Below are 24,719 nucleotides of genomic sequence, written 5' to 3' on the forward strand. Positions count from 1 at the left end.
AGCTGATGATGTGAGTCATGCCGAATGATCGGTGAAGACAAACCTGGGGTATCTGATTTTAACTAACCCCAGTAAGGTCAAGAAGACTCGAAGGTATCTTAAAAGAAAGTTATAATGCCTTAAACTTTTCGTGCCACGCTGCGTATGCCTTCAGCATATCTTGATTTACGCTTGGTTTTCTCACCTTTAGTACTTCTCTAAAGTCGTCCATGTTTATTGCTCTAGGCTCCTGAAGGTTCTTCTCAAACATTTCCTTTACAACCCTCATATGAGCTGACTGCACTATGTCCCTGATGTCGCTTGCAGTGTATCCATCAGTTAGCTCGGCTAGTTCCTCAAGATTCACATTTGGATCTAGCTTCACCTTGGAAGAGTAGTGCTTCAATAGTTCTAGCCTATGAGCCTTATCTGGAAGGGTAATGTATATCCTCTTCTGGAATCTCCTCAAGAAGGGTTCATCCAATCTCCATGGCTTGTTAGTAGCTCCTATCACGTACACCTTAGAGATCTCGTTCTTATCAGCCAGTCCGTCCATCTCCTTGAGGAATTGGTTTCTCACCCTAGCTTCTCCTCCTACCTCTGATGTGTAAGAGGCCAATAATGCGTCAAGTTCGTCAATGAAGATGATAGCTGGTTTGTTCTCCTTCTTGGAGAGCTCCCTGGCAGTCTTAAATATCTTCGCTACGTTCTTCTCTGCCTCTCCAAGCCATTTTGACATAATTGACGCAGCATCTACGTGGATGAACTCAGAGTCCAGCTCGTTGGCCACTGCGGCAGCTATCATGGTTTTCCCACATCCCGGAGGTCCGTATAGCAGTATTCCCCTTGGCCAACCTAACGGGAATAGGTCGGGTCTCTTACTGGGATAGACCACCGCTTCCTTCAGTGCCTCCTTTACATCCTCAAGTCCCACAATCTCGTTTAGCGTTACCTTGGGCTTCTCCTTCATTACTATGTCTTCTTCGGCTTTTTCGGTCTCTTCTCCCCCTTCAGGAACCATCTGGTTTAGGGTCTCTAGTCTCTTCTTGTATTCGTTAATCATCTGCTCATATGCGTTCCTCGCAACCATGTCGGGGTATAGGGTTACAATCTGGGTCAGGACTTCTATGGCCTTCTTGTAATTGTTAATGGCGTCCTCCCTTCTGCCCTCCTTATCTGCCCTGACTGCAGCGATAGCATATTTTCTAGCCATTTCCTCGAGCATTACTTGGGCACTCATCTGGATTACGCCTCCAGTGCAATCAGACCCTTTCTGGCCAGATTGTTCAGTATCCCGAGTACCTCCTCCTTATCTACGCCGTATTCGGCTGCCACTAGGGACACATCCAGTATACCTCCACTGTTCCTGATAAGGTTCAGCAGTTCCTGCTCTCCTATCTTTCTTCTGACTATCTTGGGTTCAGATGAGGGAGGATGGGGAAGCCCTATTGCGCTGGGCACAGGAACGTCCTTGGGGGGGTGAGGCAAATCTAGTTTGGGCATTCTTTCGCTGATCTTAGTCTCTGCAGTCTTCCTTGCCTCATCAAGGATTCTCCTAGCCTCATCGTCCACTGTGGGGACTAGAGTTCTGTCGCTCACTGCAGTTCCTGTTTCCACCGCAATGCTGTTTACGCTACTGATAATTGAGTCCAAAGATATGGCCACTTCTGGAGCCACTCCCCTTACCTGCTCCTTTAGACTCTCCAAAGTCCTTCCCACAGGTCCAATAACCAAAGATACCCCTTGGATATCATGGATGGTTTCCAATCTAATCCTGACCTTCTCTATGGCCAGTCTGGCAGTGTAAACTATTTTCATGATTTTTCTTATCTCGGAGATTTCCTGGGCGTAGATTGTGGCCCTGGTCATCTCTCCATTCTCTTGTGATCGCACCACCTTATCGAAAAGATCTCTGTCCCTTTCCTCCAGCTTCCTCATGGTCTCATCAAGCTTGTCCTGTTGATCTTTCAATTTAATAGAAATTTCAGTTATTTTAGAAGCTAACAATCCCTGTTCATCCTTCTTTCTTGTAATGTTGAAAAGTGAGCTTAACTTCATCCTAAAGAAATAGGTTGATCACTGTGTGCTTAAGACTTTAACAGGTATTGGTGTTGGTAATTCCGTCCTGCTAAGATCGGGTTTTGCTGACGACTCTGCTCCATTAGTTAGGGACCCTGCTCCTTTTATATCTAACCCGGTATCCCTATCACTTAAGTCTAGTTTCTCCATGGTCTTTCTTATATCGTCCTTCTCTATGATGTAACTCTCCTTAGCCTGCCTCAGTATCTCAATGGAGCCTTTATAGGCACTTTCAGTCAGCTCAGCAGCTATGTAGCTCATCTTAACGGCAATCATTGCCCTATCTATATGCGTGATCTGGTCCTCTACTTCGTTTAGTCTACTCTTCAGCTTGCTCTTAATTTTCGCGTAATCCTCCCTAATTTTCACCATTTCAGAATCAAGTTTTCTTTTCATATCATCATAGGAAGATTTTGGAATTTCTTGCTTAGCGTATAATTCTTCTAGGGCCCTTTGCCTCTTCCTTATTTTTTCCATTTGCATGATGGATTTCATAGAGTCGGCCTTCCAGTCAGGTAAGATGGCCAGTACATCATTAACTAAGGATATTCTAGAAGGGTCCAACGTGGAGAAGGTATTTCCATAAGCCACCTCTATCCCAGTGACAGTTCCATCAACCTCGGTGTACACGTGGACTATGTACCCAACTTCTCTTCCATAGACATCCTTCACCTTTTGACCTATAAATTTCATTAAATTATCATACGATATAGCCATAGGTATTACTCCTCAAAAATACTGGTTACTCCAAGAATAGTTTAAAAGGCTTAGTGCCCCTCAGAGTAGGTTTTTCTTCATCCAATACGCGCTTTTAACCTTCATCACTGGCAGACGTAATTCCGGGGGGCAATTTAAATAAACTTTCCATGAACAATCTATGGTTTGATCATGACGTTACAGACGCTTGTAAACGTAACAAACCAGTTATTCCATCCCTTAAGCTTCAACACTGAACCGTTATCAATAACGCTGATAGCAATGGGATTAATAGTACTGTTCCTCGTGGCCATAGGAGGAATGGTCTACGGTCTCTTCAAGGCAGTTAAGGCAGTACCCAATCTTACCACTAAACAATTCATCCTCTTCCTCCTACTATTGGCCGCTGGCTTAGTCGTAGTCGGAATATTATTGCCATAACTAGAGCCTTCTACCGAGATATTCAAGTCCGAACTCATTTTCAATTTCAAGTAATCTATTATATTTTGATGTCCTTTCTCCTCTGGAGGGGGCTCCTGTTTTTATGAAGTCGCTGTTTAGGCCTACGGCGAGGTCGGCAATGAAGCTGTCTTCGGTTTCACCGCTCCTATGACTAACTACGGTCTTAATGGAGTTGTCCTTAGCTAGATCGAAGAATTGAATGGTTTCAGTCAGCGTTCCAATCTGGTTAGCCTTAACAATAACTCCTCTAGCGGATTTCATCTCGATTCCCTTTCTAAGGTATCTCACGTTAGTGGTGAACAGGTCATCCCCAGTGACTATCACGTTCTTAATTCTGCTCTGCAACTCTGAATATCTGCTGAAATCGTTCTCCTCGAAAGGATCTTCCAGATATAGTAAGGGGTAACGGCTAGCTATATCAACATAAAACTCTATCATTTCGTCCGGGGACTTAGTTACGTTATCTATTTCATACACTCCTTTCTCGGGGTTGTAAAAATCTGAGGCAGCAGCGTCCATCCCCATGAAGACCCTACCCTCCATTCCTGACCTCTTAATAGCTTCATGCACCAGCTTTAGCGCGTCCTCAGTAACGCTGAGCGGTGGGGAGATACCCCCTTCATCTCCTAAAGCTGTGTATATCTTTCCGTATCTCTCTGTAACAAGCGACTTCAGGGTCTTGTAAATCTTGGTGGATGCGATTAAGGCCTCTTTTAGCGTGTCAAATTTCACTGGAATAATCATGAACTCCTGGATCTTTAACATGTTACCAGCGTGCAGACCCCCGTTTAAGATGTTGAGGAGGGGTACAGGCAAGGTATGCGTCCTGGCTCCGCCAATATACATGAAAGGTTCCAATCCCATGGAAATTGACGCAGTTTTGGCGACTGCGATAGACGTAGCTATGGTTGCATTGGCTCCCAGCCTGGACTTATTCTCGGTCCCGTCCAACTCTATCATTATCCTGTCTATTTTTCCCTGTTCCCTCACATCTAGACCCATGAGGGCAGGTGAAATGTAGTAGTTTATGGAATCCACGGCTCCCTTAACCGAGCCGTCCTTGTCCCTAAGTTCCACGGCCTCCCGAGTCCCCTTTGACGCTCCTGAGGGCGCATCTCCAGTAGCCCTTATCCCGGACTCCAAGGTAACCCTGGCCCTAACAGTTAAATTTCCTCTAGAATCAATAATTTCATATCCCTGGACCTTAGCTATCGAGAAACCGTTCATCATTTTAATTCATCTCAACTCACCATACATAGGCTAAAATGTTAATGGTACCAATAGCTCTCTTCCTGTTTTACGGCATTATGTCACCCATTTACTATCATCTGTTGAAGGACAAGATGAGCAATCAGACCGCGTTTGCGGTAACATGGGTTACAGCTCCTTTTTTAGCCTCTTATCCTTATCTTTCATCTTATCTGTACATTCTTCCAATTATTCTAGCATTAAATATAATAGGTTATATCCTAATAATAAAAAAGAGCTACAAATATATTTATAATGGATTACTTTTCCTTACTGCATCCGTTATAACGATACTATTTTTTAAACTGTTACCTTACATATAACCCCGTATGCCCAAGAAGAAACAAAGTGAACCGGACGTTTGTCCTAACTGTGGGACTAAGGTTGAGAAGCCAATAAAGACGTGGAACCTAGTGTCACCCCTTCCTGATGCCTACGGTAGAATAACCATAACAGTGATGGGTTCATACGAGTGCCCCAATTGTGGTCATAGATGGAGGGCAGTGGTTTCCAAAATAAGGGCAGGCGGATCGGAGGTAGAGGTTGAGGGTAAGAAAGGCGTGAAGAAGTTCGGTGGGGAGAAGAAGGAACAGAGGACAGATGAAGGGGAAATAATAGAGCTGGATCTAGGCGATCTGGATGAAGAAGAGTGATATAGCGATCATCATTCTTATCGCCCTAGTTTATATCGTGTTCTATTCTAACATTGTAAGCTCCGCGAGCGTAGAGGGAGTATCAATGTATCCCATTTTTCAGAATGGCGCCCTCACTTTCTATCAGTCTCCCACACACATTACGTATCACTCAATCATAATATACAGGTCACCCCAACTACACACCTATGTGATCCATAGGGTCATTAGAGTAGACGGAACGTATTACGTAACCCAGGGGGTAGATAAGATATCAAACCCGCAACCTGATAATCAAATAGGGTTAGAACCGGCCCCTGGCGTTCCCTCGAGTGATGTAATAGGAAAAGTTACTGAGATAGATGGGTATGTGATTTCCATTCCTTACTTGGGTTACCTATCCATTCTGCTTTCTTCCTTGGCTCGCTAACCTAGACTTGAGAACCCTATAGGTTGGGGTCAGAGTGCTCGGATGATTTGCCTTAACCTGATCAAGTCTACCCACTGACGTGTTTTGGGGAGCTGAGGTAATGGAGGAAGGGTTGGAATATGCTTTCTCCACAATATCCTTGATTGCGTTGGCGAACTGATCCAGGACTTCTATGGGCTCAGTTTCTGTGGGCTCGATCATCAGAGCCTCCTCCACATTGGGCGGGAAGTATATGGTGGGCGCATAGAAGCCCCTGTCGAGTAAAGCCTTGGCTATATCAAACGCAGTCACCCCAGTTTCCTCTGCCAGTTTCTTTGCACTGAATACTGCCTCATGTTTTCTGAACCGGTGAGGAGCCATCAACTCCAGTCCCCTCACTCCTCTAAGTTTCGCTATCAGGTAGTTTGTGGCCAGTGTACTCATTCTCCCAATCATGGAGACTCCCTTTCCGCCAAGACCAAGAATGTAGGCATAGGACCTCATCAGGTTACCAAAATTTCCGTTAAACACCGAGATCTTCCCTATGGACCTCTCAGGCTTAACAAGATAGTATCTCTCTCCCTTGGACACTATGGGGTACGGGAGATACTTAGTCATCTTACCCTTGGCACACACGGCTCCAGCCCCTGGACCTCCACCCCCATGGGGGACTCCGAAGGTCTTGTGAAGATTGAGATGAACTATATCAAATCCCATGTCCCCTGGTCTCACTATTCCCAGGATTCCGTTTAGGTTAGCGCCATCATAGTAGAGGACTCCATCCACTGAGTGAACCAGTTCGGCTATCTTCTTGATGTTTTCCTCAAAGAGCCCCAGGGTATTAGGATTCGTCAACATGAACCCTGCAACGTTATCTGATATTGTCCCTTTGAGCACGTTGAGGTCAACCAAGCCCTCCTGGTTAGACTTGATATAGATCACTGAGAAGCCAGCCATCGCCGCGCTTGCCGGATTTGTTCCGTGGGCTGAGTCAGCAACAAGCATCTCCTCCCTCCTCCTATTCTGATCCCTGTGGTATTTCCTGATCATGAGCACGCCAGCCAGTTCACCAGCTGATCCCGCCGGAACCTGTAAGCTACATTCGTCCATTCCCGTGGCCTCAGCAAGCCACCTTTGCATTTCGTACATTACCTCTAGGTTCCCCTGAACGGTGTCCTGATCCTGTAATGGGTGAGTCCTCTCTGCAACCCCTGTCTCTTCCTCTATCTTTGGATTGTACTTCATGGTGCATGATCCCAAAGGCATCATTCCAGTGTCAACGCCAAAGCTCATCTGGGATAGTCTCACGAAGTGCCTAACGACCTCAAGCTCCGAAACCTCGGGAAGTTCAGGCTCCTTTCCCCTCTTGATCTTTTCAGGTAACTTAATTTCCACGTCTAGGTCTTCCTTAGGTACGAGGAAGCCTTGTCTTCCCTTCCCCTTATACTCCGTGATTAGAGGTTCATCCCAATATGCCTGCCTCCACATTTAGGCCACCTCCTTCATGGCATTAACTAGATCATCTATTGCCCGCTTGGTATGAACTTCAGTCACACAGAACAGGGCTTCCCTAGGACCTAGTCTCAACCCGCCGTGGATGCCCCTCCTGAGCAACTCGGAGTGAATCCTATCATAATCTGACCTAAACATAAATGTGAACTCCTCAAAGAAATCCGACTCCCACTTCCTCTTGCCCAGTTCCTCATCCTCCATCCTCTTTAGGGCGTAATGAGACCTCTTATAAATTTCCGTAGCTAACTCCCTGATACCCTCTTTCCCAAGGAGGGATAGGTACACGGCGTTGGCCAGAGCAATCAGGGCCTCATTTGTGGTAATGTTGGATGTTGCCTTCTCTCTTCTCGCGAACTGTTCCCTGGTCTGGAGAATTAGGGTGAAACCCCTTCTCCCTTGAGAGTCCTGTGTCATACCCACGATCCTTCCGGGCATCTGTCTCACGAGTTTCATGTCCATCCTGGTGGCGAGAATACCGCTATACGGGCCTCCAAAGTTGAGCGGTATTCCTAGTTCTTGTCCATCTCCAACAGCTATATCGAATCCAAGTTCACCTGGCGTCTTTATTAATCCCAGAGAGAGTGGACTAACCCCCATGATGCTCACCACATTATTTTTCCTGGCCCAGTCGGTAATGTACTCCAGCTCTGTCTCAACTACTCCAAAGAAGTTGGGTTGTTGAATGTAAATCGAGGATATCTCGTCCGAGTTGAGCGATGACAGGAAATCCAGGTCTATTTTACCGTCCTTCCCAACAGGGATCTTGACCACTTCTAGCTCTCTCCCTGATATCCAAGTCCTCAGAACTTCTTCGTGAAGCGGGTTGATGGATTCTGGGATTACTACCTTTCTTTTGCCATTGATTCTGTACCCCATCAGGACTGCTTCAGCCAGACTACCTCCCCAATCATAATGCGACGAGTTTACCACGTCCATCTCGAGGAGCTCAGCCATGAGGCTCTGGTACTCAAATAGGCCCTGCAGAAGACCTTGATTGACCTCAGGTTGATAGGGAGTGTAGGCAGTGTAAAACTCAGACCTGGATAGGATGAACCTTATTACCGAAGGAATCGAGTGGGGATAGGCTCCAGCCCCAAGAAAAGGGGGATATCTTAACTTTAGGTTCCTTTCGGCCACTTGGTTTAGTCTCCATCTTATATCCTCCTCCGGCAAGGGAGAGTCGTAGCCTACCTTCAATTCCCTCTGCAGTATCAAATCCCTTGGAACGTCTTGAAAGAGCTGTTCTACGTCGTCTATCCCAATCTCCCTCAACATATCTTTAATCCTAGATATATTTGGAAGCCAGGGATGGTTGTCCATTTAAACTCCATCAGCAAATATCAAACAATAGAAGGCGGTTATGAATGTTTTGGACTCCCTTGATTAACTTTGAGGAAAAGTTAGGAGCAAATCTAGGTGAGTTTGCAGGCTGGAAAATGCCCATGACCTACACCTCCTACCAAGAGGAGCATATGGCGGTCAGGACAAAATCTGCCTTTTTCGATTTGTCCCACATGGGTAGGCTAAGGATAACTGGAAAACTCCAAGAGTTTGAAAATCTTGTTGCAAAAAAGGTTTCAGATTCCTCACCTGGGACCATGGTTGGTCCCACGGCCTTTCTCAACGATAGGGCAGGCTTTGTGGATGACGTGATGACCTACAAGGTATCAGAATCCGAGTTCCTTGTGGTGACCAACGCGATAAACAGGGAGAAGGTAATAAACTGGATCAGGAAGAACTCCTCCCTCGAGGTTGAGGACTTAACCTTTGACCTAGTCATGATAGCTCTTCAAGGACGTGGGATCTGGGAAGTGGCGGAGAAACCTGATCTGTCTCCTCTGCAGTTTAAGCTGAACGCTAAGTTTGAGGGACATGAGGTTTTCCTTTTGAGTAGGTCAGGTTGGACTGGAGAGGATGGATTAGAGTTCTGGGCTAAACCCGAAGTAGCTCAATCCATCCTGGAGAGGCTCATAGCTCGAGGAGTGAAGGGGGCTGGCCTAGTAGCTAGAGATAGCTTAAGGCAGGAGATGGGTTTCGTCCTCTACGGAGAGGACATAGGAGAGGATGTGAACCCCGTGGAAGCTAGGTACTGGGTTTACTCGCTGGATAAGGACTTCATAGGGAAAGGTGCCCTTTTGGATATCCTGAGGACGGGTGTGGACAGATTAAGAATTGGTATAAAACTACCCAAGAACCAGAGGGTGATTCCTAGGAACTCCTCCAAGATCAAGATAGCAGGGAAAGAAGTAGGTTACGTGACCAGTTCGACCTTTTCTCCCTATCTATCAAGGGTTATAGGCATGGGCTACCTAAGTTCCAGGCATTTCCTCATGGGTGGAAACGCAGAAGTTGAGGTAAGAGGGAAGGATTATAGCGTTAAATTGTCGGATTTCCCACTATTTAAGTGAGGCGCTTAATTTGAGCGAAATAAGGGTTGGTAAATACGTTCTCAAAACTGATCTGCTTTACACTGAAAGTGATGAGTGGGTTAAGCTAAACGGTGTGGAAGCAGTAGTTGGGATAACGGATTATGCTCAAAAGAAGCTAAGGGATATCGTGGGAGTGGATTTACCTAAGAGAGGGCAGAAGGTAACCCTTGGGGAGGTGGTAGCGGTCGTGGAGTCTGTTAAGGCTGCTGCCGACATATACTCACCGCTTTCAGGGGAAGTAACTGACGTTAACGAGGAGCTAACTTCGAGCCCAGAGCTAATAAACAAGGATCCTTACGGCTCTGGTTGGCTATTCAAGTTAAGGATCAGTAACCCAGAGGAAAGTAAAAAGCTTCTCTCTCCAGAATTATATGCAGAGAAGATTAAGGGTGATTAATGTGGAGGAAGGATTTGAGATAGAGGAAAATTATGTCCCTGATATAAGGAAACCCGCGTACATGATCGTAGGTATACCTGATGCTGGTCTAGTTGGGGAGATAGCCACAGAGTATATGATCGGTAAGGGTCTAGTTCAAGAATACGGCCAGGTGTTTTCCAGAAAGTATCTTCCACCAATACTTCACGTTGATGATGGTGTTGCTAAGTCTCCCCTAAGGCTCTATTACGGAAAGGATATCAACGTCATAGTCCTTCACTCGTGGACCGCCCTCCCGGTGAATTCAGCCTATCCCCTAGCTAGGTTCATTACAGATTATGCAATAAGGTATGGCATCAGCTCAATAATTTCCATTACGGGACTTCCCATACCCAACAGACTCGATATAGATAAACCATCAGCTTACTGGATAGCTAACTCGAAGGATTTAGCTTCTAGTTTGAGCGGGCTCGACAATGTTCAGAAATTTGGTCAGGGTTATATCTCCGGTCCATATGCCCCCATTCTCTATGAGACTGCCAAGAAAAACATTGGCAACTTCGCCATTGTGGTGGAGTCTTTTCTGGACATACCGGATCCGGAGGCCTCAGCTGTAGCCCTAGAAATAGTCGGAAAATACCTGGGCTTCACCATTGATACGAGCGCTCTCTTGCAGGAGGCAGAAGAGATAAGGTCCAGGATCAAGGGTCTAATGGAGCAAACCAAGAGGGAGCTTCCCACCTACTCCTCAGGAAAACCAATGACCTACGCGTGAAAGACATGCCAGCATATAAGGATCTATACGACATGGTAAAGAAGGCGATAGAGTTCGAAATGAGAGAGATGGAAAACTTGGTAGAGTTAATGTCAAACGAAATAAGGGAGTCTGTGGAGAGGGAGAGTTGCCTTGTCCCACTCTACAGTGAACAGAGAAGGGAAAACGAGCTGATCTACATTGTGGATGTGCCCTACCTGAAGGAGGAAACCGTTTACGTCAAATTGGACGGACAGAACCTTGAACTTTCCTGCACTAACTCGAGGGGAGTAAAGTATAGATTGAAGGTAAAAATTCCCAAGGAACTCGAAGGATCAGAGGTTAAGGTCTCCAGGGTAAAGGGACGTATAACCCTAAGGTTACTCAAGAGAGAAACTAAATGACAATTTCAAAGTTTCAAGGTTACTTTAAATTTACTTTCTAACTTTATTTGCGATCATATAAAGTATCAAAACTTTACGAGTAATAATAAAAGCCCCTTTTTCAAAGTCTTATGAAGACGTTGCAACATGTTTATAAACGGCGTTTAAGATAACTAGTTAAGGGATCATTTTGGAGGAGCTTAACAACGCCAAGGACATAGAGACCAGGAAGGTACAGAAGCTTGGTTCATCTTCCCTGTTCATTACTCTGCCCAAAAAGTGGATTAACAAGTGGAACGTGAAACCAGGCGATAAAATCTTGATCGAGGTCTCAAGCGACGGTTCACTTAAGCTGATTGCAGAGAAGATAAAGATGGAGAACAACCATAGGTCCATTAAGATCGACGTTGACTCACTGAAGCAACCCATCCCCAGTATAATCCCGTGCCTCTATACTCTTGGATATGACGAAATTATCCTGGAATCCAAGAAATCTATCCAGCAAAAGGACGTTGAGGACCTAATTCAGGTAACAAAGCAGATAGTTGGAGTCGAGGTAACTGAAACCTCGGAGACAAGAATTAAGGTGGAATGCCTTTTAGACACCGAAAAGGTGGGGATAGAGTCTCTCCTCAGGAGGATGTTAAATACCGTGGCCAAGAGGGTAGACGAGGTTATTGCACTCATATCAGGGGAAACGCCAAAGGAGAACGCGGGTAACCACGAGGATCTACGAAGGCTCTATTACATGCTAATGAGGAGAGTTATGGGAAGCAAATATGAGACCGCCAAGAACATGACCAAGAACTCGCTCATAGTGATAAATACGACTACGCTTCTCAACGTGGATACTGTAATAGATAAGTTGATGGAAGCTGTGAGGTCCTCTAACTTGGACAAAGAGGAGTCTAAGATTCTAGTCGAGACCTTGAAGAAGGTTAACGATCTCCTGGATGAGGTCATCATGACCGTTCTCTTCCCCAGCACCAAGAGGGTTCTAAATGGTCTCAACCTAGTCAAGGAATCCAGGTCTAACTTATCTCAACTTAACAACACGCCAGTTGTGGAGTATATCAAGCAGATAGTGGGGCTTTTGGAAAGCGCCCTAGAGAATTCCTCCTGCACCCTGTTCTTGGAGGATATGCCTTGGATAGAAAGAAACTTAACTTAAGATGTAATAAATGGTGTGTGGTGAATTGACAATGTCAACACTTAAAGTTGAAAACCTTCACGTTGAGGTTGAGGGTAAGGAAGTCCTTAAGGGGGTTACGTTCGAGGTCAAGAGCGGAGAGATACATGCTTTGATGGGTCCTAACGGAAGCGGTAAAACCACCCTTTCCTTGGCTCTCATGGGACACCCCAAGTATAAGATAACCAAGGGTTCAATCATACTCGACGGTGAGGACATAACAAACCTAGAGACAGACGAGAAGGTCAAGAGGGGGCTATTTCTAGCCTTTCAGAACCCCATAGAGATAAGCGGGGTCAAGTTGTCCACCCTTCTCGTGGCCGAGTATAACAGGATATCAGGCTCCAATAAGTCCGTGTCAGAGATAGTTGGTGATGTTAGGAACATTGCCAAGTCTGTTGGACTTAACGAGACCCTTCTGAACAGGGGAGTCTTTGACGGCTTTAGCGGTGGTGAGAAGAAAAGGACCGAGATTCTTCAGATGTTGCTCATGAAACCCAAGTTTGCTATCTTGGACGAGCCCGACTCAGGAGTTGATGTTGACGGATTGAGGATAATTTCAGAAGGCATAAAGAAACTCAGGGCCGAAAACAACACAGGCTACGTGATAATCACGCATTACAGGAGGATCCTAGATTACGTCAATGCCGATAAGGTCCATGTTCTATATAGGGGAACAATAATAGCCAGCGGTGGAATGGAACTGGCAAAGCTCATTGACGAGAAGGGTTATGAGGGAGTAATTAAATCTCGCAACTGATTTTTAAACTTTAATTTTCATTTAGCTTAATTTAGTTGAGAAGATATAATAGAAAGGCTTATAGCTTATCTTTAACACAGTTAAAGATGGTAAGAAAGATGACAGAAGAGAAACTATCGCTAGACATGAACGAAATTCTCAACGCGTCCATAGAGGCGAAGTATGAGAAATTGGACCAACATGAGTTTCACAGGAGGATAGTTGAGTCAGGGCTAACCAAGAGCACAATTGAGGAGATCTCCAAGATAAAGAAGGAACCAGAGTGGATGTTGAGGCTTAGGCTAAAGTCCCTTGAGCTCTTTGAGAAGATTCCAACTCCAAACTGGTTACCTGATGTGTTAGGCTCACTTAACGTCTCAAGCCTTGAGCTCTATGTGAAACCTGACGTTGATCAGACCAACAATTGGGATCAGATTCCAAAGGAGATAAGGGATTACTACGATGTCCTTGGGATACCAGAGTCCGAAAAGAAGTATCTCGGCGGGTTAGTGGCAGTCTTTGAGTCCGAACCCATTTACTCCAACGTGAAGGAGGAGCTGACCAAGAAAGGTGTAATAATGATGCCACCAGAGGATGCCCTAAGGAAGTATCCAGACTTCATGAAGGATTACTTCATGAAGATCTTTCCAGCATCGGATCATAAGTTCGCTGCGCTACACGGTGCCCTCTGGAGCGGGGGAGTCTTCGTTTACGTGCCCAAGGGAGTTAAGATAACGACTCCGGTGGAAGGCTTCTTCATCATTGGAAGGGAGATGGAGGGACAGTTTGAGCACACGTTGATAGTTGCCGATGAGGGGTCTTATCTGCACTTCATTGAGGGCTGTAGCGCCCCACAGCTTAGGAAGTTCTCCTTCCACGACGGCATGGTTGAGCTTTATGCCAAGAGGAACGCTAAGATAAAGTTTACCACCATCCAGAACTGGAGCAAGAACGTGATTAACTTCAATAACAAGAGGGCATGGGCAGACGAGAGTGCCAACATTGAGTGGGTTGAGGGATCTCTAGGTTCCAAGTATAGTTTCGTATATCCAACTACGATCCTGAGAGGCCAAAACGCAAGTTCCACCAGCCTTGTGGTCACCCTAGCCTCGGGTGAAGGTGAGTGGAAGGATAGCGGTTCCAAGATGATACACGCGGCGCCCAACACAAAGAGCAAGATCGTCAACAAGAACATAGGTTTTGGCGGAGGTGTAAACATATACCGTGGGCTAATTAAGGTCAACAAGGGAGCCAAGGGAGCTAAGGCATTTGTAAAGTGTGACTCACTCATGCTAGACGAAAGGACCAAGGCCTACACCTTCCCGCATAACCAGGTCCTTGAGGATGACGCTGACGTAGCCCACGAGGCTCATACCTTCAGAATGAGTGAAGATCAGCTATTCTACTTGATGAACAGGGGAATAGGAGAGAAGGAGGCCACATCAATGCTAGTACTAGGCTTCATTGACGAAATCATGAAGGAGCTACCCTTCGAGTATGCCACGATGCTTAACAAGGTTATTAAGCTGGAGCTGGATAAGCTGGGAGCAGTGGCATGAATGCCTGTCGTGGATCAAGATAGCTTCCTCAAGTATATTTCGTCCTTGGGCTCGAAAGCAGAACGAGAAGAGATTTTTCAGAAATATCTAACCTTACCCTATCAGGTAATCAGCGACTCCCCCACCATAAAGCACTACACTGAGTGGTCTGTTTTTGATGCCCTCAATTTAGGTATAGAGGGCACTCCCATCAAGGACCTCTCTGTCCCGCTTGAGGGCTATAATTCATTTGTTATTGGGAATAACATACCCCTGAATTTCTCACCACTTGACTCCGTAAGCTCAGGCCTGGTTAAGCCAGAGGACCACAAGCTCGTGGCTTTAACCCTGGCGGGTTCCAGGAAGATATTGATTAACAAGGGAGGGAAATACCTCGTTTATAACAGATGTCAAGGAAAAATCTTTTGTCCAGTTCTCGTAGAGGTCAGCGTTCCAGATGGGGACAACGTGGACTTGATCTACTATTCCGACGGTTCGGAGGGAGCTATGCCTTCCGCTGTGATCTCCCTGGACGTTCCAAGGGGCTCCTCTATGTCTTTCTCCATAGTCAACTCAAGCCGGGATTCCTATGCCTTTACCTACACCAAGGGATCGATCAAGGGAGAGATCAATTCCTCGATTTTCTCCGTGGGTCAATCCCTAGGGCACACGGAGTATCATGTGGAACTGGCAGATGAGGCGGTTGCCAACTTTAACGCTAAGAGCCTCGGAATAGGAAATAATAGGGTCAATGTTCTCGCCAACGTGAATCACGTGGGAAGAAAGAGCGTTAGTAACGGGGTACTGAAAGCAGTTGCCTCCGGTAGCTCCTACACGGTGATTAGGGGAGACGCGGTCATAGGAGAGAACGCCATTGACTCCTCCACAACAATACTGGGAAGGGCGCTCATCATAGGCGACGATGCCAAGGCCGTGGTTGCGCCAATGCTTGAGGTAAAGACTGGGAAAATTATCACAGCGAAGCACTCGGCCTCAGCCTCAAAAGTGAATGAGGATCTCATTTTCTATTTGGAGAACAGGGGGCTAGACAAGAAGAGTGCCGAGGGACTCATAATCAGGGGCTTCCTAACCGACGATAATGACAACGACATAATCAGGAAGCTTGTTGAGGACGCGATTACCAAGATGGGATACTAATACTTTCAGTTATCTCCCTGTTTCTTTCCCGCGGGAAAATCCTGAATATATTCTAGCTTTTCAAGGTAGTAATACCGAGAAAATGAGAGTAATCACGTTTAAAGCGGAAGAGGATCTCCTGCTGAAGCTGGATCTCTACGCTATGAACAAGAGAACTCCAAGGAGTGAGATTATCAGGGACGCACTCAGGAAGTATCTAGAAGCCGCTGGCGGGATTTGAACCCGCGACCGCCGGCTGACTTGGGAAACCTTACAAGGCCGGCGCTCTGGCCAGGCTGAGCTACAGCGGCACGTTATAACTATTTTTTGAACCCATTAAAATCTAACTCATGGCCCGCTAACTAGTTTTCTAAGAGTCTTTAGTTACATACATCGGTAGAGATTAACGGATCCTTGCACTTTAAGTATACTCTCCGTACGTGTAATCGTGAAGAACCTGCTTGTCATGATTTCTGGAAGGTGGTTATCTAGCTCAGGTAATGTTCTAAAATTACCACGCGGAGATGGTGCCGCCGCGGGGATTTGAACCCCGGACGACCGGATGACCCAGCATCCGTATGAGTCCGGCGCTCTGGCCAGGCTGAGCTACGGCGGCACGTTATAACTATTTTTTGAACCCATTAAAATCTAACTCATTGAGTATGCGACCAGAGCGTTGTACTCTCTCAAGTCTATTGAGATTAGTTGATGCCCGCGTGACGAACTTCGTCAATCCACGCTAGTGTATGGATATCTAAAATTAATGCGCTTCACTCAATCAGAACTATCTGTAAGGATAGGCGTCAAGTAATTAGATATTGGATACTAATTCCACGCTATAATCGAAGAGAACCCAGGTTAGCAAGATCTATGTTTAGAAAGCCGTTATTTCAGGACTTACATGACAATCTCCTTAAACCTTAACCTCACGTGTACTATCGCAAGGACTAAGCCCAGAGTTAATGAGAGTAGTCCCAACTCCAAAAACCTGGAGTTCAGGGTCATAGGGGAATAGAGTGTGGCTCCTTGGATCAAGATTAGGACTAGCCCAAGTATCATTCCACCCAAGATGACTGACTTGGTCACCATGCTTACCTGTCTAAACTGAAGCCTTCTCCTCCATAGTTCACCCAAGGCGTAAAAGATCACTATTCCGACATCTATGAGAAGGTATTTCACAAACACGGTGTACAGGAAATTTTCCCACCAACTTAACAGGTTGTTAATCTCGTAGAGCTGAATAAAGATGAAGCTGCCGTAGAAGATTGTCCAATCCACCAACCTGCTGTTCTTGAATGGGCCATAGACCCTTATCCATGGCATCCTTTCTATCTCCCTAAGTCCGGGATCCGCAGTCCTATTGACGAGGGTAGAAGGATCCTCTAGGTACCACATTATCCCCTTTTCCCTGGATACCTTCCCGTCATAGTGAAGCTTAAACGTCTTAACTAGTCTTCCAAGGGGGAAGAAAAGTTCGATACCTCTATCTGTGGGAGAGGTTAACAAGTCTAATCCAAAGTGGAGAAACATCCCTAGTCCCAGATAGAAGTCGAAGTACATCACTGCTAGTCCAACAAAAACGTTATGAAAGAGTGCCCTGTGTAGTTGGTACTTTGCAAATATCTTTCGTCTGGTGAAGATGTATTCCCTGTCTAGGTCAGGCAAAGCTGCGCCGATTCCAACGAGAACCGCCAGGGGTATGTTGTGGAATAGAGCCAGACCTACCGCCAGTGCAAAGGCTATATGTGAATTTAGATTCATGAGAGGAGAAATTGCCTCCGCTTTTTAGTTTTCTCACAGTAAAGTCCGAGAACTAGATGAAAGATCCTCTGAAAGGATCGTGACCCATGTTATAGGTATCCCTTTATCTCCTTGAGGGTTAACAGAATTGGAAGTTTACTTATGGATTACCTTTTGGGTAATCGTAGCTAGATGCGAGGATAGACCCTCGTGGATATGTTCAGATGGGTAAGAGACCCCTAAGGTAGAACATAACGTAAACCCCAAGTTGAAGAGATCGTCTGAAAGAAGGTAGCCGGGCCCGGATTCGAACCGGGGTCCCAGGGGCCAGAGCCCTGGATCCTTGGCCGCTAGACTACCCGGCTAAGTTAAGTAATTGAATTCCACGTTATAAAGCTTCCTTAATATCCCGTCAAGTCGTTCTGCGTGATGATTAACTGTCCACAAGAAGTTCTGTGGTCGTTCTTTCTCAAGGTTTTTATTGTAGCCATCTAAACATTAATGAATGCCCTGGAATATCTTCAGGAAAGATAAGCGACGATTTGAAAGGGATAAGTTTGGCGAATGGGCCATAGTTGGATCAAATAGGGAGCTCTCCTTTCTTGCCAATACAGTCTCCAAGGCCATTTCGAAGGCAGGCTCCAGGAAGAACGAGATATATATTCTCCAATACCTCAAGGATCCAGTTATTCCAAATCTCTTCTCGTTGAAGGGAATGGTAGAGACTAGCTATAACGTGTCCGAGATGACCTTTCAAGACTCGTTAAGGAAGGTCTTTGACGACATTGGAAACGTGGGCGAGATAAGGACCGTGAAGCTCAGATTATGTAACGACGTCTTCCTTTTCTTCAACTTCAACTTTATTGCAAGGAAGATTAAGAACTCAACAGGAGACGTTAAGCTTCTCATCCCTCCACTAGGCGTCTCCAGTTCTCAAATTCCCTACACTGTTGAACATCTCTTCAATGCCATGATGGGGAGCGAAGGAGACCAATGCACCGTCGAGACAGACTTCATGGATTCCAGGATAGCCAAGGTAACCTTTAACTGCAGAAAAGTTCACCTGGACCACTTCAGGATAAAGGAATCCTTTTCCTACTTTCTTGATAGCTCTCTAGGTTTAAGGCTAAAGACTAGGACCCCAAATCCTCAGACAACTGAGGTGGAGATAGTTCTCCTCAACCTTAGGAAGGAGTCCCTGATCCCCTTGCTCTGGGATAACTTTCTTTCGATCTATCCATCGTGCTAAAATTTTAATCCCCTTGTTTAAAATGATCGCGGGGATCAATTCTGATTAAAGTAAATGACATGAATATTCCCACACTGGATGATCTCAACTTCACCAACAGCAAGGTTCTTGTGAGGATTGACATAAACTCACCCGTTGATTCAAAGACGGGCAAACTTCTAGACGATTCCAGGATTAAGGCTCACGTTGAGACAATTCGTGAACTCGTGAGCCGAGGGAATGGGGTGGTCCTGGTCTCGCATCAGGGAAGACCAGGCGACAATGACTTTACGGATCTCGAGGAACACTCGAGACTACTACAGAAACATCTCGATATGGAAGTTGAGTTCGTGGGGGACGTTATGGGGCCCTATGCCAGGGAGAGGATAAAGAACATGAAATTAGGGTCCGTCCTTCTTCTAGACAATGTCAGGTTCGTGTCGGAGGAGTTAATAGAGGCCTCTCCCCTTCAACACTCGAGGAGCTTTCTGGTTCGCAGACTTCAACCACTCTTCCAGGGTTACGTGAACGACGCCTTCGCCACGGCCCACAGAAGCCAGGCTAGCCTCGTGGGTTTCCCACTTGTCCTAAGATCCAGTGCAGGAAGGGTCATGGAGAAGGAGGTATCAGCTCTAGCCAAGGTCTTCAACGAGGGAGAGGAGCCCAAGGTCTTCATCATGGGTGGCGGGAAGGTTCTGGATAGCCTCAGGATAATTGAGAATCTCGTGAAAAGGAGACTAGCTGATAGGATATTGACTGGCGGGCTCATTGCTGAGCTCTTCGCGGTTGCCAAGGGACTAGACCTGGGGAAAGACAATCTTCAGGTTCTTGAGAAGGCCGGAGTTCTTAGCTTAGTTCCAAGGGCGAGAAAACTTCTCTTGTCTGGAGCTCCCGTGGAGATTCCCGTAGACTTCAAGGTGGAGAAGGGAGGTCAGGTATACGAAGAACCTGCAAACAAGGTCACAGCAGTAATCAAGGACGTAGGCTCAACTACAGTTGGGATATATTCGTCATTTATAAGGGACGCGAAGATCATTGTCATGAGGGGACCAATGGGGGTAATAGAGGACGAAAGGTTCAGGGAATCTAGTAGAACGCTTCTCAAGAACTCACTGGAGAGTCCCGGTTACCTCATTGTTGGGGGTGGTCACATGATCAGCCTCCTTGGGGGAATAGGACCCCTAGATAGTTCCAAGGTTCACGTATCCACAGGAGGTGGAGCTCTGCTCCTTTTCCTTGCAGGCGAAAGGTTACCGGCCCTTGAGGCCCTAGACATTTCAGCCAGGGAGGTGCTCAAGAAATGATCAAGGTAGCAGTTAACGGTTACGGAACCATTGGTAAGAGGGTCGCAAGTGCGATCCTTGCACAACCTGACATGACCTTGGTAGGGGTATCTAAGACCTCACCTAACTACGAAGCATATCAGGCCCAGAAGATGGGGATAAACCTCTATGTGACTAAGGAGTCGTTGAAGGAGTTTGAGGAGGCAGGGATCAAGGTAAGGGGAGTCCTAGAGGACATGATCAAGGAAGCTGACGTTGTGGTAGACGCCACTCCAAACGGCGTTGGTGCCCAATATAAGCAGGTTTACTCGTCCATGGGTAAGAGGGCACTATTTCAGGGAGGAGAGAAGGCCAATGTGGCTGACGTTTCCTTCTCAGCTCTTTGCAACTATGATGAGGCAGTGGATAAGCGGTACGTAAGAGTCGTGTCCTGTAATACCACTGGGCTATTGAGGACGCTGTGCACCCTGAACAGGGTAAGCAAGATTGCGAAAGTCAGGGGAACCATAGTGAGGAGAGCTGCTGACCCAAAGGAAGTGAAGAAGGGACCTATCAATTCCCTTGTGCCTGATCCAGCCTCGATCCCAAGCCATCATGCAAAGGACGTTAATACAGTGCTCAAGGACCTGGACATTGTAACCATGGCAGTGGTGGCTCCCACGACGCTGATGCACGTTCACCTCCTAGACGTCACGGTGAGTAACCCAGTTACGAGGGAGGACGTCCTCTCGGTGCTCAGCTCAACCCCCAGGATACTTCTGGCATCTGGGAAATCTAAGGTGTCCTCTACCGCTGAGATAGTTGAAGTTGCCAGGGACATGGGGAGACCCAGAAATGACCTATACGAGCTGGTGGTCTTTGAGGACTCCGTCTCAGTCAGGGGAAATGAGGTCTTCTTAATGTACGCAGTTCACCAGGAATCTATCGTTGTCCCTGAGAACGTGGACGCAATCAGGGCGGTCTCAGGTTTCGCAGACGGAAGGAAGTCAATCGAGATGACCAACGCCTCCATGGGAATTGGAAAGGGATACCTGGTGTGATGATATGGGGTCTCCAACTTACACCGTAAGTATGTGGTTTAGGAAGATCTTGGTTCCCGTGGACGGCTCGGAGAACAGCATGAGGGCGCTGGAACTAGCTGTTGACTTCAGCCTGAGATACGGGTCCAGGGTCACAGTGTTCTACGCATGTGATAGGTGCTCAGATAAGGAGTCTATACAGAAGCTGGTAAGGGAGAAAATTGAGGATAGAATAGACTATGACTTTCGTGTGGCCGACGTGTCAAAGGATAGTAGCACCTCCAACGAGATCATCAAGGTTCTATCGGAAGGCGTGTTTGACGCCGTGATAATGGGAGCCAGGGGGAACACGACGAACAGTGACATCAACACAGGTTCAAATGCCCTCTCCGTTGTCGTTAATGCGCCTGTAACAGTTATAGTTGTAAGGTAAGTTTAGGGACTCTATTACGTTAACGTTCAAAGTGCCTAGAACGTGTAATAGAGGACCTGGTCTAAAGTTAGCTCTTTTTAGCTGAGTAGTGAGATATTTTGCCAAGGAATTCGGTTTAGTGTGACGCAGAAGAGTATATCGCTGAAATTTCTTATGAGTCTTAACACTATTCTGAATCTAGAGTCGAGATTGATTCAAGTTGAAGTCATCCAGCACATCTTCCAAGACGGGGTGCAAACTCCTGGTTATACTTTCTCAGTAAAGTGAGAAAGATTCTCGTCTTACTTTATCAGTATACTGATAAGACTTCGTGACTCCAAATGGATTCCTCCGGGTGAACTATGCGAGCAGGAAAGATGAGGTACCTAGAAGAGAAATAGAGAACATTAAGGAGGTGAAGGGAAAAAGGAAAGTCATCACTTGGGACTACGAGGACGAGATTGATGGAATTAGCTTTGTTCCGCTATGGAGATTTCTCCTGAAGTGAATTTGAAAAAGACCTTTGACCTAGAGTATCATCGGGATCAGCTTTGAGTTATACTTGGACAGATCATATGTTAGCGCGTACTTAACCTCAAGGAATCTGGATCTCATCTCGGTTACCTTCCTCCTCATCTCGTTAATGTCCCTCTTATCCACGAGGATCTGCTTCATCAATTCTGCTATCTCTTCCATCTCACCCTCCTTCATCCCGAATCTCGTCATTTCCTGAACCCCAATTCTTATTCCGCTTGGATCATTAACTGCCTCCGGTGGATCGTGAGGTAAGAGGTTCTTATTCACTATGATGTTAGCACTCTCGAGCGTCTTCGCAACGTAGGCTCCTCCTCCAAGGTTCTTCACGTCGACAGCAACCTGGTGACTCTTGGTGTATCCCAGATGTTCTCCTATCACCTTGAAGCCGAAAGAGGCTAGGGCCTCCGCCAAGGCTTTCGAGTTCCTGGTTATCTGCTTAGCGTAATCCTCCCCGTAAACCTTCATCTCGAGCGCAGTCACAGCCGTGGAGGGTAACCTATGTAGATGGTGGTTACTCACGAACCAGGGGAAGATTGTCCTAGACACCTTCTTGAACTCCTCCTCTTCGTTCGAGAATATGGCTCCGCCTTGAGGTCCTGGAAAAGTTTTGTGGGTAGAAACATTAAGGAAGTCAGCTCCCTCATCAAGAGGATTACTCCAGACCTTACCAGTCATGAGCCCATAAACGTGGGCTGCATCGTACACCAGCTTTGCCCCCACCGAGTGAACGTGAGGCGCGAGCTCCTTAGTGGGATGCGGGAAGAGGTAAAGGCTACCTCCTAGAACAACGAACTTGGGCTTAATCTGCTCTATCATTTTCACTGCCCTATCTACGTCAACATTCATGTTCTCCTCGTCGTATGGCATCTCTATGTGCTCTATTCCAAGGGCCCCAAGGGTTCCAAACTTGGTGTGACTAACGTGAGCCCCAGCCTGAACCGGTGCGATTAAAGCCTTGTCTCCAGGATTGGCCAGAACCCTGAATACTGCGGCGTTGGCCAACGTACCACTTGTGGGTCTCAGGTCGCAGAACTTGCTCCCCGTGACCTGGTTCATGTAGTCCATGGCCAGAGTCTCGACCTCATCCACGTACTTTGTTCCCTGATAGAACCTCTTGAAGGGTTTTCCCTCAGCGTATCTTGACATGAAATCGCTCATGTAGAGGGCTTCAGCCAAGGGACTCATAACGTTCTCGGAGGCAATCAGGTTGATGGTCTCAGTCCTTCTCCACCTGTTCTGACTTCTGGTGAGCTCAATCACTTTTTCGAGTTCCTTTTGGACGTCCATGAGTCTAGATTATTTCCAAAAAATTAAGTCTTCATGCCCCTACCCAAGCGCAGGTGTGCTTTCCCTAGCTCCCTTGTGGAGAGAGCAGACAGAAGGTTCAGCTCGCCAGCCAAAACGGCGGCGGAGATTATCTCTGCAAGTTTTCTGGCATTACTCCCAGGTGGATTGCCACCTCCGTCTACCCCCATCATAGAGAGGGCCTCCCTTTGTGTGGGTAGCCTCGTCCCCCCTCCAACAGTACCCACCTCGAGGGAGGGAAGAGTGACGGAGATGTATAGATCACCGTTCCTGTTCTCTACCCAGGTATAACCCGTACTGCTCTCAACCACCTGTGCAACATCCTGTCCTGTTGCGATGAAGATAGCAGCGATGATGTTTGCGAAGTGGGCATTGAACTGGAAGATTGTACCAGCCCTAGCTCCACCCAACCAGTTCTTTCTCAGGTTGACCTCCTGAATCCTGTCTGCAGTAGTTCTCAGGTGAGTCTCGAGTACTCTCGAGGGTATTAATGCCTCAGCCACTACGCTCTTACCCCTTCCCAGGAGTTCGTTCGTCATCGACTGTTTCTTGTCACTGCAGGCATTTCCGCTAACCGCAACACACCTCGCCCCGGGAAACTTCTCCTCCAGGTAGGAGCACGCGGTCTCGGTAGCCACGGTAACCATGTTCATTCCCATGGCGTCGCCGGTCTCATACTCAAACCTCAACCAGACGTTGTTCCCGAGCTGTAGTGGGTCTATCTTGATAAGTCTAGCGTGAGACGAGGTGGACTCGGCAACCCTCTTTACCTCCTGAAAGTTGCTCTTGACCCATTCCGTGAACCTGAAGGCGTCCAGCGCGGACTCAAAGGTAAACACTGGAGCCCTTGTCATTCCATCTCTCAGGACCTTTGTCCTAACGGGGCCGGCAAGTCTCAGGACCTTCATTCCCCTGTTAACGCTAGCAATTAACGCCCCTTCCGTTGTGGCAAGGGGAACGAAAAATGACCCCTTAGCGTAATCTCCCTCAACCATGATGGGACCGGCAACTCCTAGAGGTACCTGCGCAGCCCCTATCACGTTCTCGGCGTTTCTTCCCTTAACGTCAAGGTAGTCTATGATCGTTGCCCCAATCGAAGGAAAGCTCTTTCCCGTGAGCCTCTCTATGGCCATCCTCCTGGCTACTACGGCAGCGTTTCCGTCGAGGTGCTCGTCAACCCTGTGAAGCTCTATCTCTCCCTTAACTACCTTCTCCACGACTTCATCAATTTTGTCCATCACTTACCAACCTAAATTTCGTGCCGTACTCTATAAGCCCATTGCTCGAGTCAACCCTTAACCTCCTTATTGTGGCCTCAACCCTCTGTCCTTCCCTAGGTTCCTCATCGACGTCAACCAGGGGAGCCACGAGCTCCACTCCCTCGTCAAGCCTTATGAGACCGTAATAGACTGGGGATTCCTTCTCGTGGCCAGTCCTGACCTGGTGGGAAACTGTGTAGGACACAAGCACACCCTTCCCCGAAAGCCTCTTGGTGGTTACCCTGAAGGAACCGCAGTTACTGCAGACAGTCCTGGCCGGAAAGTTCACGTGACCGCACTTCTCGCAGACTGAGGCCACGAGAGAGTAGTGGGTGTCCTTGTTTCTCCAGATCTTAGGTGGTAGAATTCTCATG

At 47.0% G+C, this 24,719-nt stretch carries 27 protein-coding genes and 3 tRNA genes; 17 read left to right on the forward strand and 13 right to left on the reverse strand.

The genetic code is table 11. The features are described from left to right. Positions 1–109 precede the first annotated feature (109 nt). From cdvC to cdvA, 3 genes are read right to left on the reverse strand one after another with little or no spacing between them, the layout of a single operon-like run. The gene (gene cdvC, locus ACI49J_RS03020; protein WP_012021614.1) at positions 110–1,219 is read right to left on the reverse strand and encodes a cell division protein CdvC; all 1,110 of its coding nucleotides are present in this window, start codon (positions 1,217–1,219) and stop codon (positions 110–112) included. 5 nt (positions 1,220–1,224) lie between these two features. Next, positions 1,225–2,037, reverse strand: a complete 813-nt coding sequence (gene cdvB, locus ACI49J_RS03025; RefSeq protein WP_275691940.1) for a cell division protein CdvB — start codon at positions 2,035–2,037, stop codon at positions 1,225–1,227. Between the two features lie 18 nt (positions 2,038–2,055). Next, positions 2,056–2,775, reverse strand: a complete 720-nt coding sequence (gene cdvA / locus ACI49J_RS03030) for a cell division protein CdvA (protein ID WP_012021612.1) — start codon at positions 2,773–2,775, stop codon at positions 2,056–2,058. Positions 2,776–3,036: 261 nt separating this feature from the next. On the opposite strand from cdvA, the gene ACI49J_RS03035 reads away from it, so the two are divergent. After that, the gene (locus tag ACI49J_RS03035) at positions 3,037–3,195 is read left to right on the forward strand and encodes a hypothetical protein (RefSeq protein WP_240254495.1); all 159 of its coding nucleotides are present in this window, start codon (positions 3,037–3,039) and stop codon (positions 3,193–3,195) included. Here the strand turns inward: ACI49J_RS03035 and eno are convergent, their stop codons facing one another. Then, positions 3,196–4,446, reverse strand: coding sequence for a phosphopyruvate hydratase (eno, locus tag ACI49J_RS03040; protein WP_240254493.1), 1,251 nt, complete (start codon positions 4,444–4,446; stop codon positions 3,196–3,198). It abuts the gene before it with no gap. 347 nt (positions 4,447–4,793) lie between these two features. On the opposite strand from eno, the gene ACI49J_RS03045 reads away from it, so the two are divergent. Together ACI49J_RS03045 and ACI49J_RS03050 are read left to right on the forward strand one after the other, a co-directional pair. Continuing rightward, positions 4,794–5,117, forward strand: a complete 324-nt coding sequence (locus ACI49J_RS03045; protein ID WP_012021609.1) for a hypothetical protein — start codon at positions 4,794–4,796, stop codon at positions 5,115–5,117. After that, positions 5,098–5,526 (forward strand): signal peptidase I, encoded by a 429-nt coding sequence (locus tag ACI49J_RS03050; protein WP_048060124.1) that lies wholly within the window; start codon positions 5,098–5,100, stop codon positions 5,524–5,526. Before ACI49J_RS03045 ends, ACI49J_RS03050 begins: the two co-directional genes overlap by 20 nt. Here ACI49J_RS03050 and gcvPB read toward each other — a convergent pair. Beyond that, positions 5,494–6,993, reverse strand: a complete 1,500-nt coding sequence (gcvPB, locus tag ACI49J_RS03055; RefSeq protein ID WP_240254491.1) for an aminomethyl-transferring glycine dehydrogenase subunit GcvPB — start codon at positions 6,991–6,993, stop codon at positions 5,494–5,496. The genes ACI49J_RS03050 and gcvPB overlap by 33 nt on opposite strands. Further along, complete coding sequence (gene gcvPA / locus ACI49J_RS03060; protein WP_240254489.1) at positions 6,994–8,337, reverse strand: aminomethyl-transferring glycine dehydrogenase subunit GcvPA; 1,344 nt, start codon at positions 8,335–8,337, stop codon at positions 6,994–6,996. A gap of 44 nt (positions 8,338–8,381) precedes the next feature. Here gcvPA and gcvT point away from each other — a divergent pair, with 44 nt between their 5' ends. The 9 genes from gcvT to ACI49J_RS03105 all read left to right on the forward strand — a co-directional run bounded on the left by gcvT (position 8,382) and on the right by ACI49J_RS03105 (position 15,803). Beyond that, a complete protein-coding gene (gene gcvT, locus ACI49J_RS03065; RefSeq protein WP_240254488.1) occupies positions 8,382–9,425 on the forward strand; it encodes a glycine cleavage system aminomethyltransferase GcvT in 1,044 nt (347 codons plus the stop codon). 10 nt (positions 9,426–9,435) lie between these two features. Next, positions 9,436–9,843, forward strand: coding sequence for a glycine cleavage system protein GcvH (gene gcvH, locus ACI49J_RS03070; RefSeq protein WP_240254487.1), 408 nt, complete (start codon positions 9,436–9,438; stop codon positions 9,841–9,843). After that, on the forward strand, positions 9,836–10,597 hold the full coding sequence (locus tag ACI49J_RS03075) for a proteasome assembly chaperone family protein (protein ID WP_012021603.1): 762 nt from the start codon (positions 9,836–9,838) through the stop codon (positions 10,595–10,597). The genes gcvH and ACI49J_RS03075 overlap by 8 nt, the downstream gene beginning before the upstream one ends. A gap of 5 nt (positions 10,598–10,602) precedes the next feature. Further along, positions 10,603–10,980 carry a hypothetical protein gene (locus ACI49J_RS03080; protein WP_240254486.1) on the forward strand — a complete coding sequence of 126 codons (378 nt, stop codon included), beginning with the start codon at positions 10,603–10,605 and terminating at the stop codon, positions 10,978–10,980. A 169-nt stretch (positions 10,981–11,149) separates the two neighbouring features. Further along, complete coding sequence (locus tag ACI49J_RS03085) at positions 11,150–12,130, forward strand: AbrB/MazE/SpoVT family DNA-binding domain-containing protein (protein ID WP_240254485.1); 981 nt, start codon at positions 11,150–11,152, stop codon at positions 12,128–12,130. Positions 12,131–12,161: 31 nt separating this feature from the next. Continuing rightward, positions 12,162–12,908, forward strand: a complete 747-nt coding sequence (sufC, locus tag ACI49J_RS03090; RefSeq protein ID WP_012021600.1) for a Fe-S cluster assembly ATPase SufC — start codon at positions 12,162–12,164, stop codon at positions 12,906–12,908. Positions 12,909–13,006: 98 nt separating this feature from the next. After that, positions 13,007–14,446 carry a Fe-S cluster assembly protein SufB gene (sufB, locus tag ACI49J_RS03095; protein ID WP_048060340.1) on the forward strand — a complete coding sequence of 480 codons (1,440 nt, stop codon included), beginning with the start codon at positions 13,007–13,009 and terminating at the stop codon, positions 14,444–14,446. Then, a complete protein-coding gene (locus ACI49J_RS03100; RefSeq protein WP_240254484.1) occupies positions 14,447–15,583 on the forward strand; it encodes a SufD family Fe-S cluster assembly protein in 1,137 nt (378 codons plus the stop codon). It begins immediately after the preceding gene. Between the two features lie 142 nt (positions 15,584–15,725). Continuing rightward, complete coding sequence (locus ACI49J_RS03105) at positions 15,726–15,803, forward strand: ribbon-helix-helix protein, CopG family (RefSeq protein WP_264080560.1); 78 nt, start codon at positions 15,726–15,728, stop codon at positions 15,801–15,803. Here the strand turns inward: ACI49J_RS03105 and ACI49J_RS03110 are convergent. The 4 genes from ACI49J_RS03110 to ACI49J_RS03125 all read right to left on the reverse strand — a co-directional run bounded on the left by ACI49J_RS03110 (position 15,785) and on the right by ACI49J_RS03125 (position 17,667). Further along, a tRNA-Thr gene (locus ACI49J_RS03110) sits at positions 15,785–15,873 on the reverse strand. The two genes, ACI49J_RS03105 and ACI49J_RS03110, sit on opposite strands and share 19 nt — an antisense overlap. A gap of 214 nt (positions 15,874–16,087) precedes the next feature. Beyond that, a tRNA-Met gene (locus ACI49J_RS03115) sits at positions 16,088–16,178 on the reverse strand. Between the two features lie 281 nt (positions 16,179–16,459). Next, positions 16,460–17,323 carry a metal-dependent hydrolase gene (locus ACI49J_RS03120; RefSeq protein ID WP_240254483.1) on the reverse strand — a complete coding sequence of 288 codons (864 nt, stop codon included), beginning with the start codon at positions 17,321–17,323 and terminating at the stop codon, positions 16,460–16,462. A gap of 271 nt (positions 17,324–17,594) precedes the next feature. Beyond that, positions 17,595–17,667, reverse strand: a tRNA-Gln gene (locus ACI49J_RS03125). Positions 17,668–17,807: 140 nt separating this feature from the next. Between ACI49J_RS03125 and ACI49J_RS03130 the strand changes: the two genes are divergently transcribed. From ACI49J_RS03130 to ACI49J_RS03150, 5 genes are all read left to right on the forward strand, one after another. Further along, entirely contained in the window at positions 17,808–18,551 is a 744-nt protein-coding gene (locus tag ACI49J_RS03130; RefSeq protein WP_240254482.1) for a hypothetical protein, read from the forward strand. 41 nt (positions 18,552–18,592) lie between these two features. After that, entirely contained in the window at positions 18,593–19,834 is a 1,242-nt protein-coding gene (locus tag ACI49J_RS03135; protein WP_240254645.1) for a phosphoglycerate kinase, read from the forward strand. Then, positions 19,831–20,853 (forward strand): phosphorylating glyceraldehyde-3-phosphate dehydrogenase, encoded by a 1,023-nt coding sequence (locus ACI49J_RS03140; RefSeq protein WP_240254480.1) that lies wholly within the window; start codon positions 19,831–19,833, stop codon positions 20,851–20,853. Before ACI49J_RS03135 ends, ACI49J_RS03140 begins: the two co-directional genes overlap by 4 nt. A gap of 4 nt (positions 20,854–20,857) precedes the next feature. Then, the gene (locus ACI49J_RS03145) at positions 20,858–21,265 is read left to right on the forward strand and encodes a universal stress protein (protein ID WP_240254478.1); all 408 of its coding nucleotides are present in this window, start codon (positions 20,858–20,860) and stop codon (positions 21,263–21,265) included. 334 nt (positions 21,266–21,599) lie between these two features. Then, complete coding sequence (locus ACI49J_RS03150; RefSeq protein ID WP_240254476.1) at positions 21,600–21,752, forward strand: hypothetical protein; 153 nt, start codon at positions 21,600–21,602, stop codon at positions 21,750–21,752. Between the two features lie 20 nt (positions 21,753–21,772). On the opposite strand, the gene glyA is transcribed toward ACI49J_RS03150, so the two are convergent. From glyA to ACI49J_RS03165, 3 genes are read right to left on the reverse strand one after another with little or no spacing between them, the layout of a single operon-like run. Then, the gene (gene glyA / locus ACI49J_RS03155; protein ID WP_240254475.1) at positions 21,773–23,068 is read right to left on the reverse strand and encodes a serine hydroxymethyltransferase; all 1,296 of its coding nucleotides are present in this window, start codon (positions 23,066–23,068) and stop codon (positions 21,773–21,775) included. A gap of 23 nt (positions 23,069–23,091) precedes the next feature. Next, a complete protein-coding gene (hmgA, locus tag ACI49J_RS03160; RefSeq protein WP_240254473.1) occupies positions 23,092–24,324 on the reverse strand; it encodes a hydroxymethylglutaryl-CoA reductase (NADPH) in 1,233 nt (410 codons plus the stop codon). Next, complete coding sequence (locus ACI49J_RS03165; RefSeq protein WP_012021590.1) at positions 24,311–24,718, reverse strand: Zn-ribbon domain-containing OB-fold protein; 408 nt, start codon at positions 24,716–24,718, stop codon at positions 24,311–24,313. The genes hmgA and ACI49J_RS03165 overlap by 14 nt, the downstream gene beginning before the upstream one ends. Between the last annotated feature and the right edge of the window lies 1 nt (position 24,719).

The sequence above is a fragment of the Metallosphaera sp. D4-4 genome (assembly GCF_046245145.1).
In the GTDB taxonomy this organism is placed as follows: domain Archaea; phylum Thermoproteota; class Thermoprotei_A; order Sulfolobales; family Sulfolobaceae; genus Metallosphaera; species Metallosphaera sedula.

What these genes read in the sequence shown, in the direction of transcription:
- cdvC (WP_012021614.1), bottom strand. Translation starts at nt 1,219, where the DNA reads ATGAGTGCCCAAGTAATGCTCGAGGAAATGGCTAGAAAATATGCTATC.
- cdvB (WP_275691940.1), bottom strand. Translation starts at nt 2,037, where the DNA reads ATGAAGTTAAGCTCACTTTTCAACATTACAAGAAAGAAGGATGAACAG.
- cdvA (WP_012021612.1), bottom strand. Translation starts at nt 2,775, where the DNA reads ATGGCTATATCGTATGATAATTTAATGAAATTTATAGGTCAAAAGGTG.
- ACI49J_RS03035 (WP_240254495.1), top strand. Translation starts at nt 3,037, where the DNA reads ATGGGATTAATAGTACTGTTCCTCGTGGCCATAGGAGGAATGGTCTAC.
- eno (WP_240254493.1), bottom strand. Translation starts at nt 4,446, where the DNA reads ATGATGAACGGTTTCTCGATAGCTAAGGTCCAGGGATATGAAATTATT.
- ACI49J_RS03045 (WP_012021609.1), top strand. Translation starts at nt 4,794, where the DNA reads ATGCCCAAGAAGAAACAAAGTGAACCGGACGTTTGTCCTAACTGTGGG.
- gcvPB (WP_240254491.1), bottom strand. Translation starts at nt 6,993, where the DNA reads ATGTGGAGGCAGGCATATTGGGATGAACCTCTAATCACGGAGTATAAG.
- gcvPA (WP_240254489.1), bottom strand. Translation starts at nt 8,337, where the DNA reads ATGGACAACCATCCCTGGCTTCCAAATATATCTAGGATTAAAGATATG.
- gcvT (WP_240254488.1), top strand. Translation starts at nt 8,382, where the DNA reads ATGTTTTGGACTCCCTTGATTAACTTTGAGGAAAAGTTAGGAGCAAAT.
- ACI49J_RS03080 (WP_240254486.1), top strand. Translation starts at nt 10,603, where the DNA reads ATGCCAGCATATAAGGATCTATACGACATGGTAAAGAAGGCGATAGAG.
- sufC (WP_012021600.1), top strand. Translation starts at nt 12,162, where the DNA reads ATGTCAACACTTAAAGTTGAAAACCTTCACGTTGAGGTTGAGGGTAAG.
- sufB (WP_048060340.1), top strand. Translation starts at nt 13,007, where the DNA reads ATGACAGAAGAGAAACTATCGCTAGACATGAACGAAATTCTCAACGCG.
- ACI49J_RS03100 (WP_240254484.1), top strand. Translation starts at nt 14,447, where the DNA reads ATGCCTGTCGTGGATCAAGATAGCTTCCTCAAGTATATTTCGTCCTTG.
- ACI49J_RS03105 (WP_264080560.1), top strand. Translation starts at nt 15,726, where the DNA reads ATGAACAAGAGAACTCCAAGGAGTGAGATTATCAGGGACGCACTCAGG.
- ACI49J_RS03120 (WP_240254483.1), bottom strand. Translation starts at nt 17,323, where the DNA reads ATGAATCTAAATTCACATATAGCCTTTGCACTGGCGGTAGGTCTGGCT.
- ACI49J_RS03130 (WP_240254482.1), top strand. Translation starts at nt 17,808, where the DNA reads ATGCCCTGGAATATCTTCAGGAAAGATAAGCGACGATTTGAAAGGGAT.
- ACI49J_RS03140 (WP_240254480.1), top strand. Translation starts at nt 19,831, where the DNA reads ATGATCAAGGTAGCAGTTAACGGTTACGGAACCATTGGTAAGAGGGTC.
- ACI49J_RS03145 (WP_240254478.1), top strand. Translation starts at nt 20,858, where the DNA reads ATGGGGTCTCCAACTTACACCGTAAGTATGTGGTTTAGGAAGATCTTG.
- glyA (WP_240254475.1), bottom strand. Translation starts at nt 23,068, where the DNA reads ATGGACGTCCAAAAGGAACTCGAAAAAGTGATTGAGCTCACCAGAAGT.
- hmgA (WP_240254473.1), bottom strand. Translation starts at nt 24,324, where the DNA reads ATGGACAAAATTGATGAAGTCGTGGAGAAGGTAGTTAAGGGAGAGATA.
- ACI49J_RS03165 (WP_012021590.1), bottom strand. Translation starts at nt 24,718, where the DNA reads ATGAGAATTCTACCACCTAAGATCTGGAGAAACAAGGACACCCACTAC.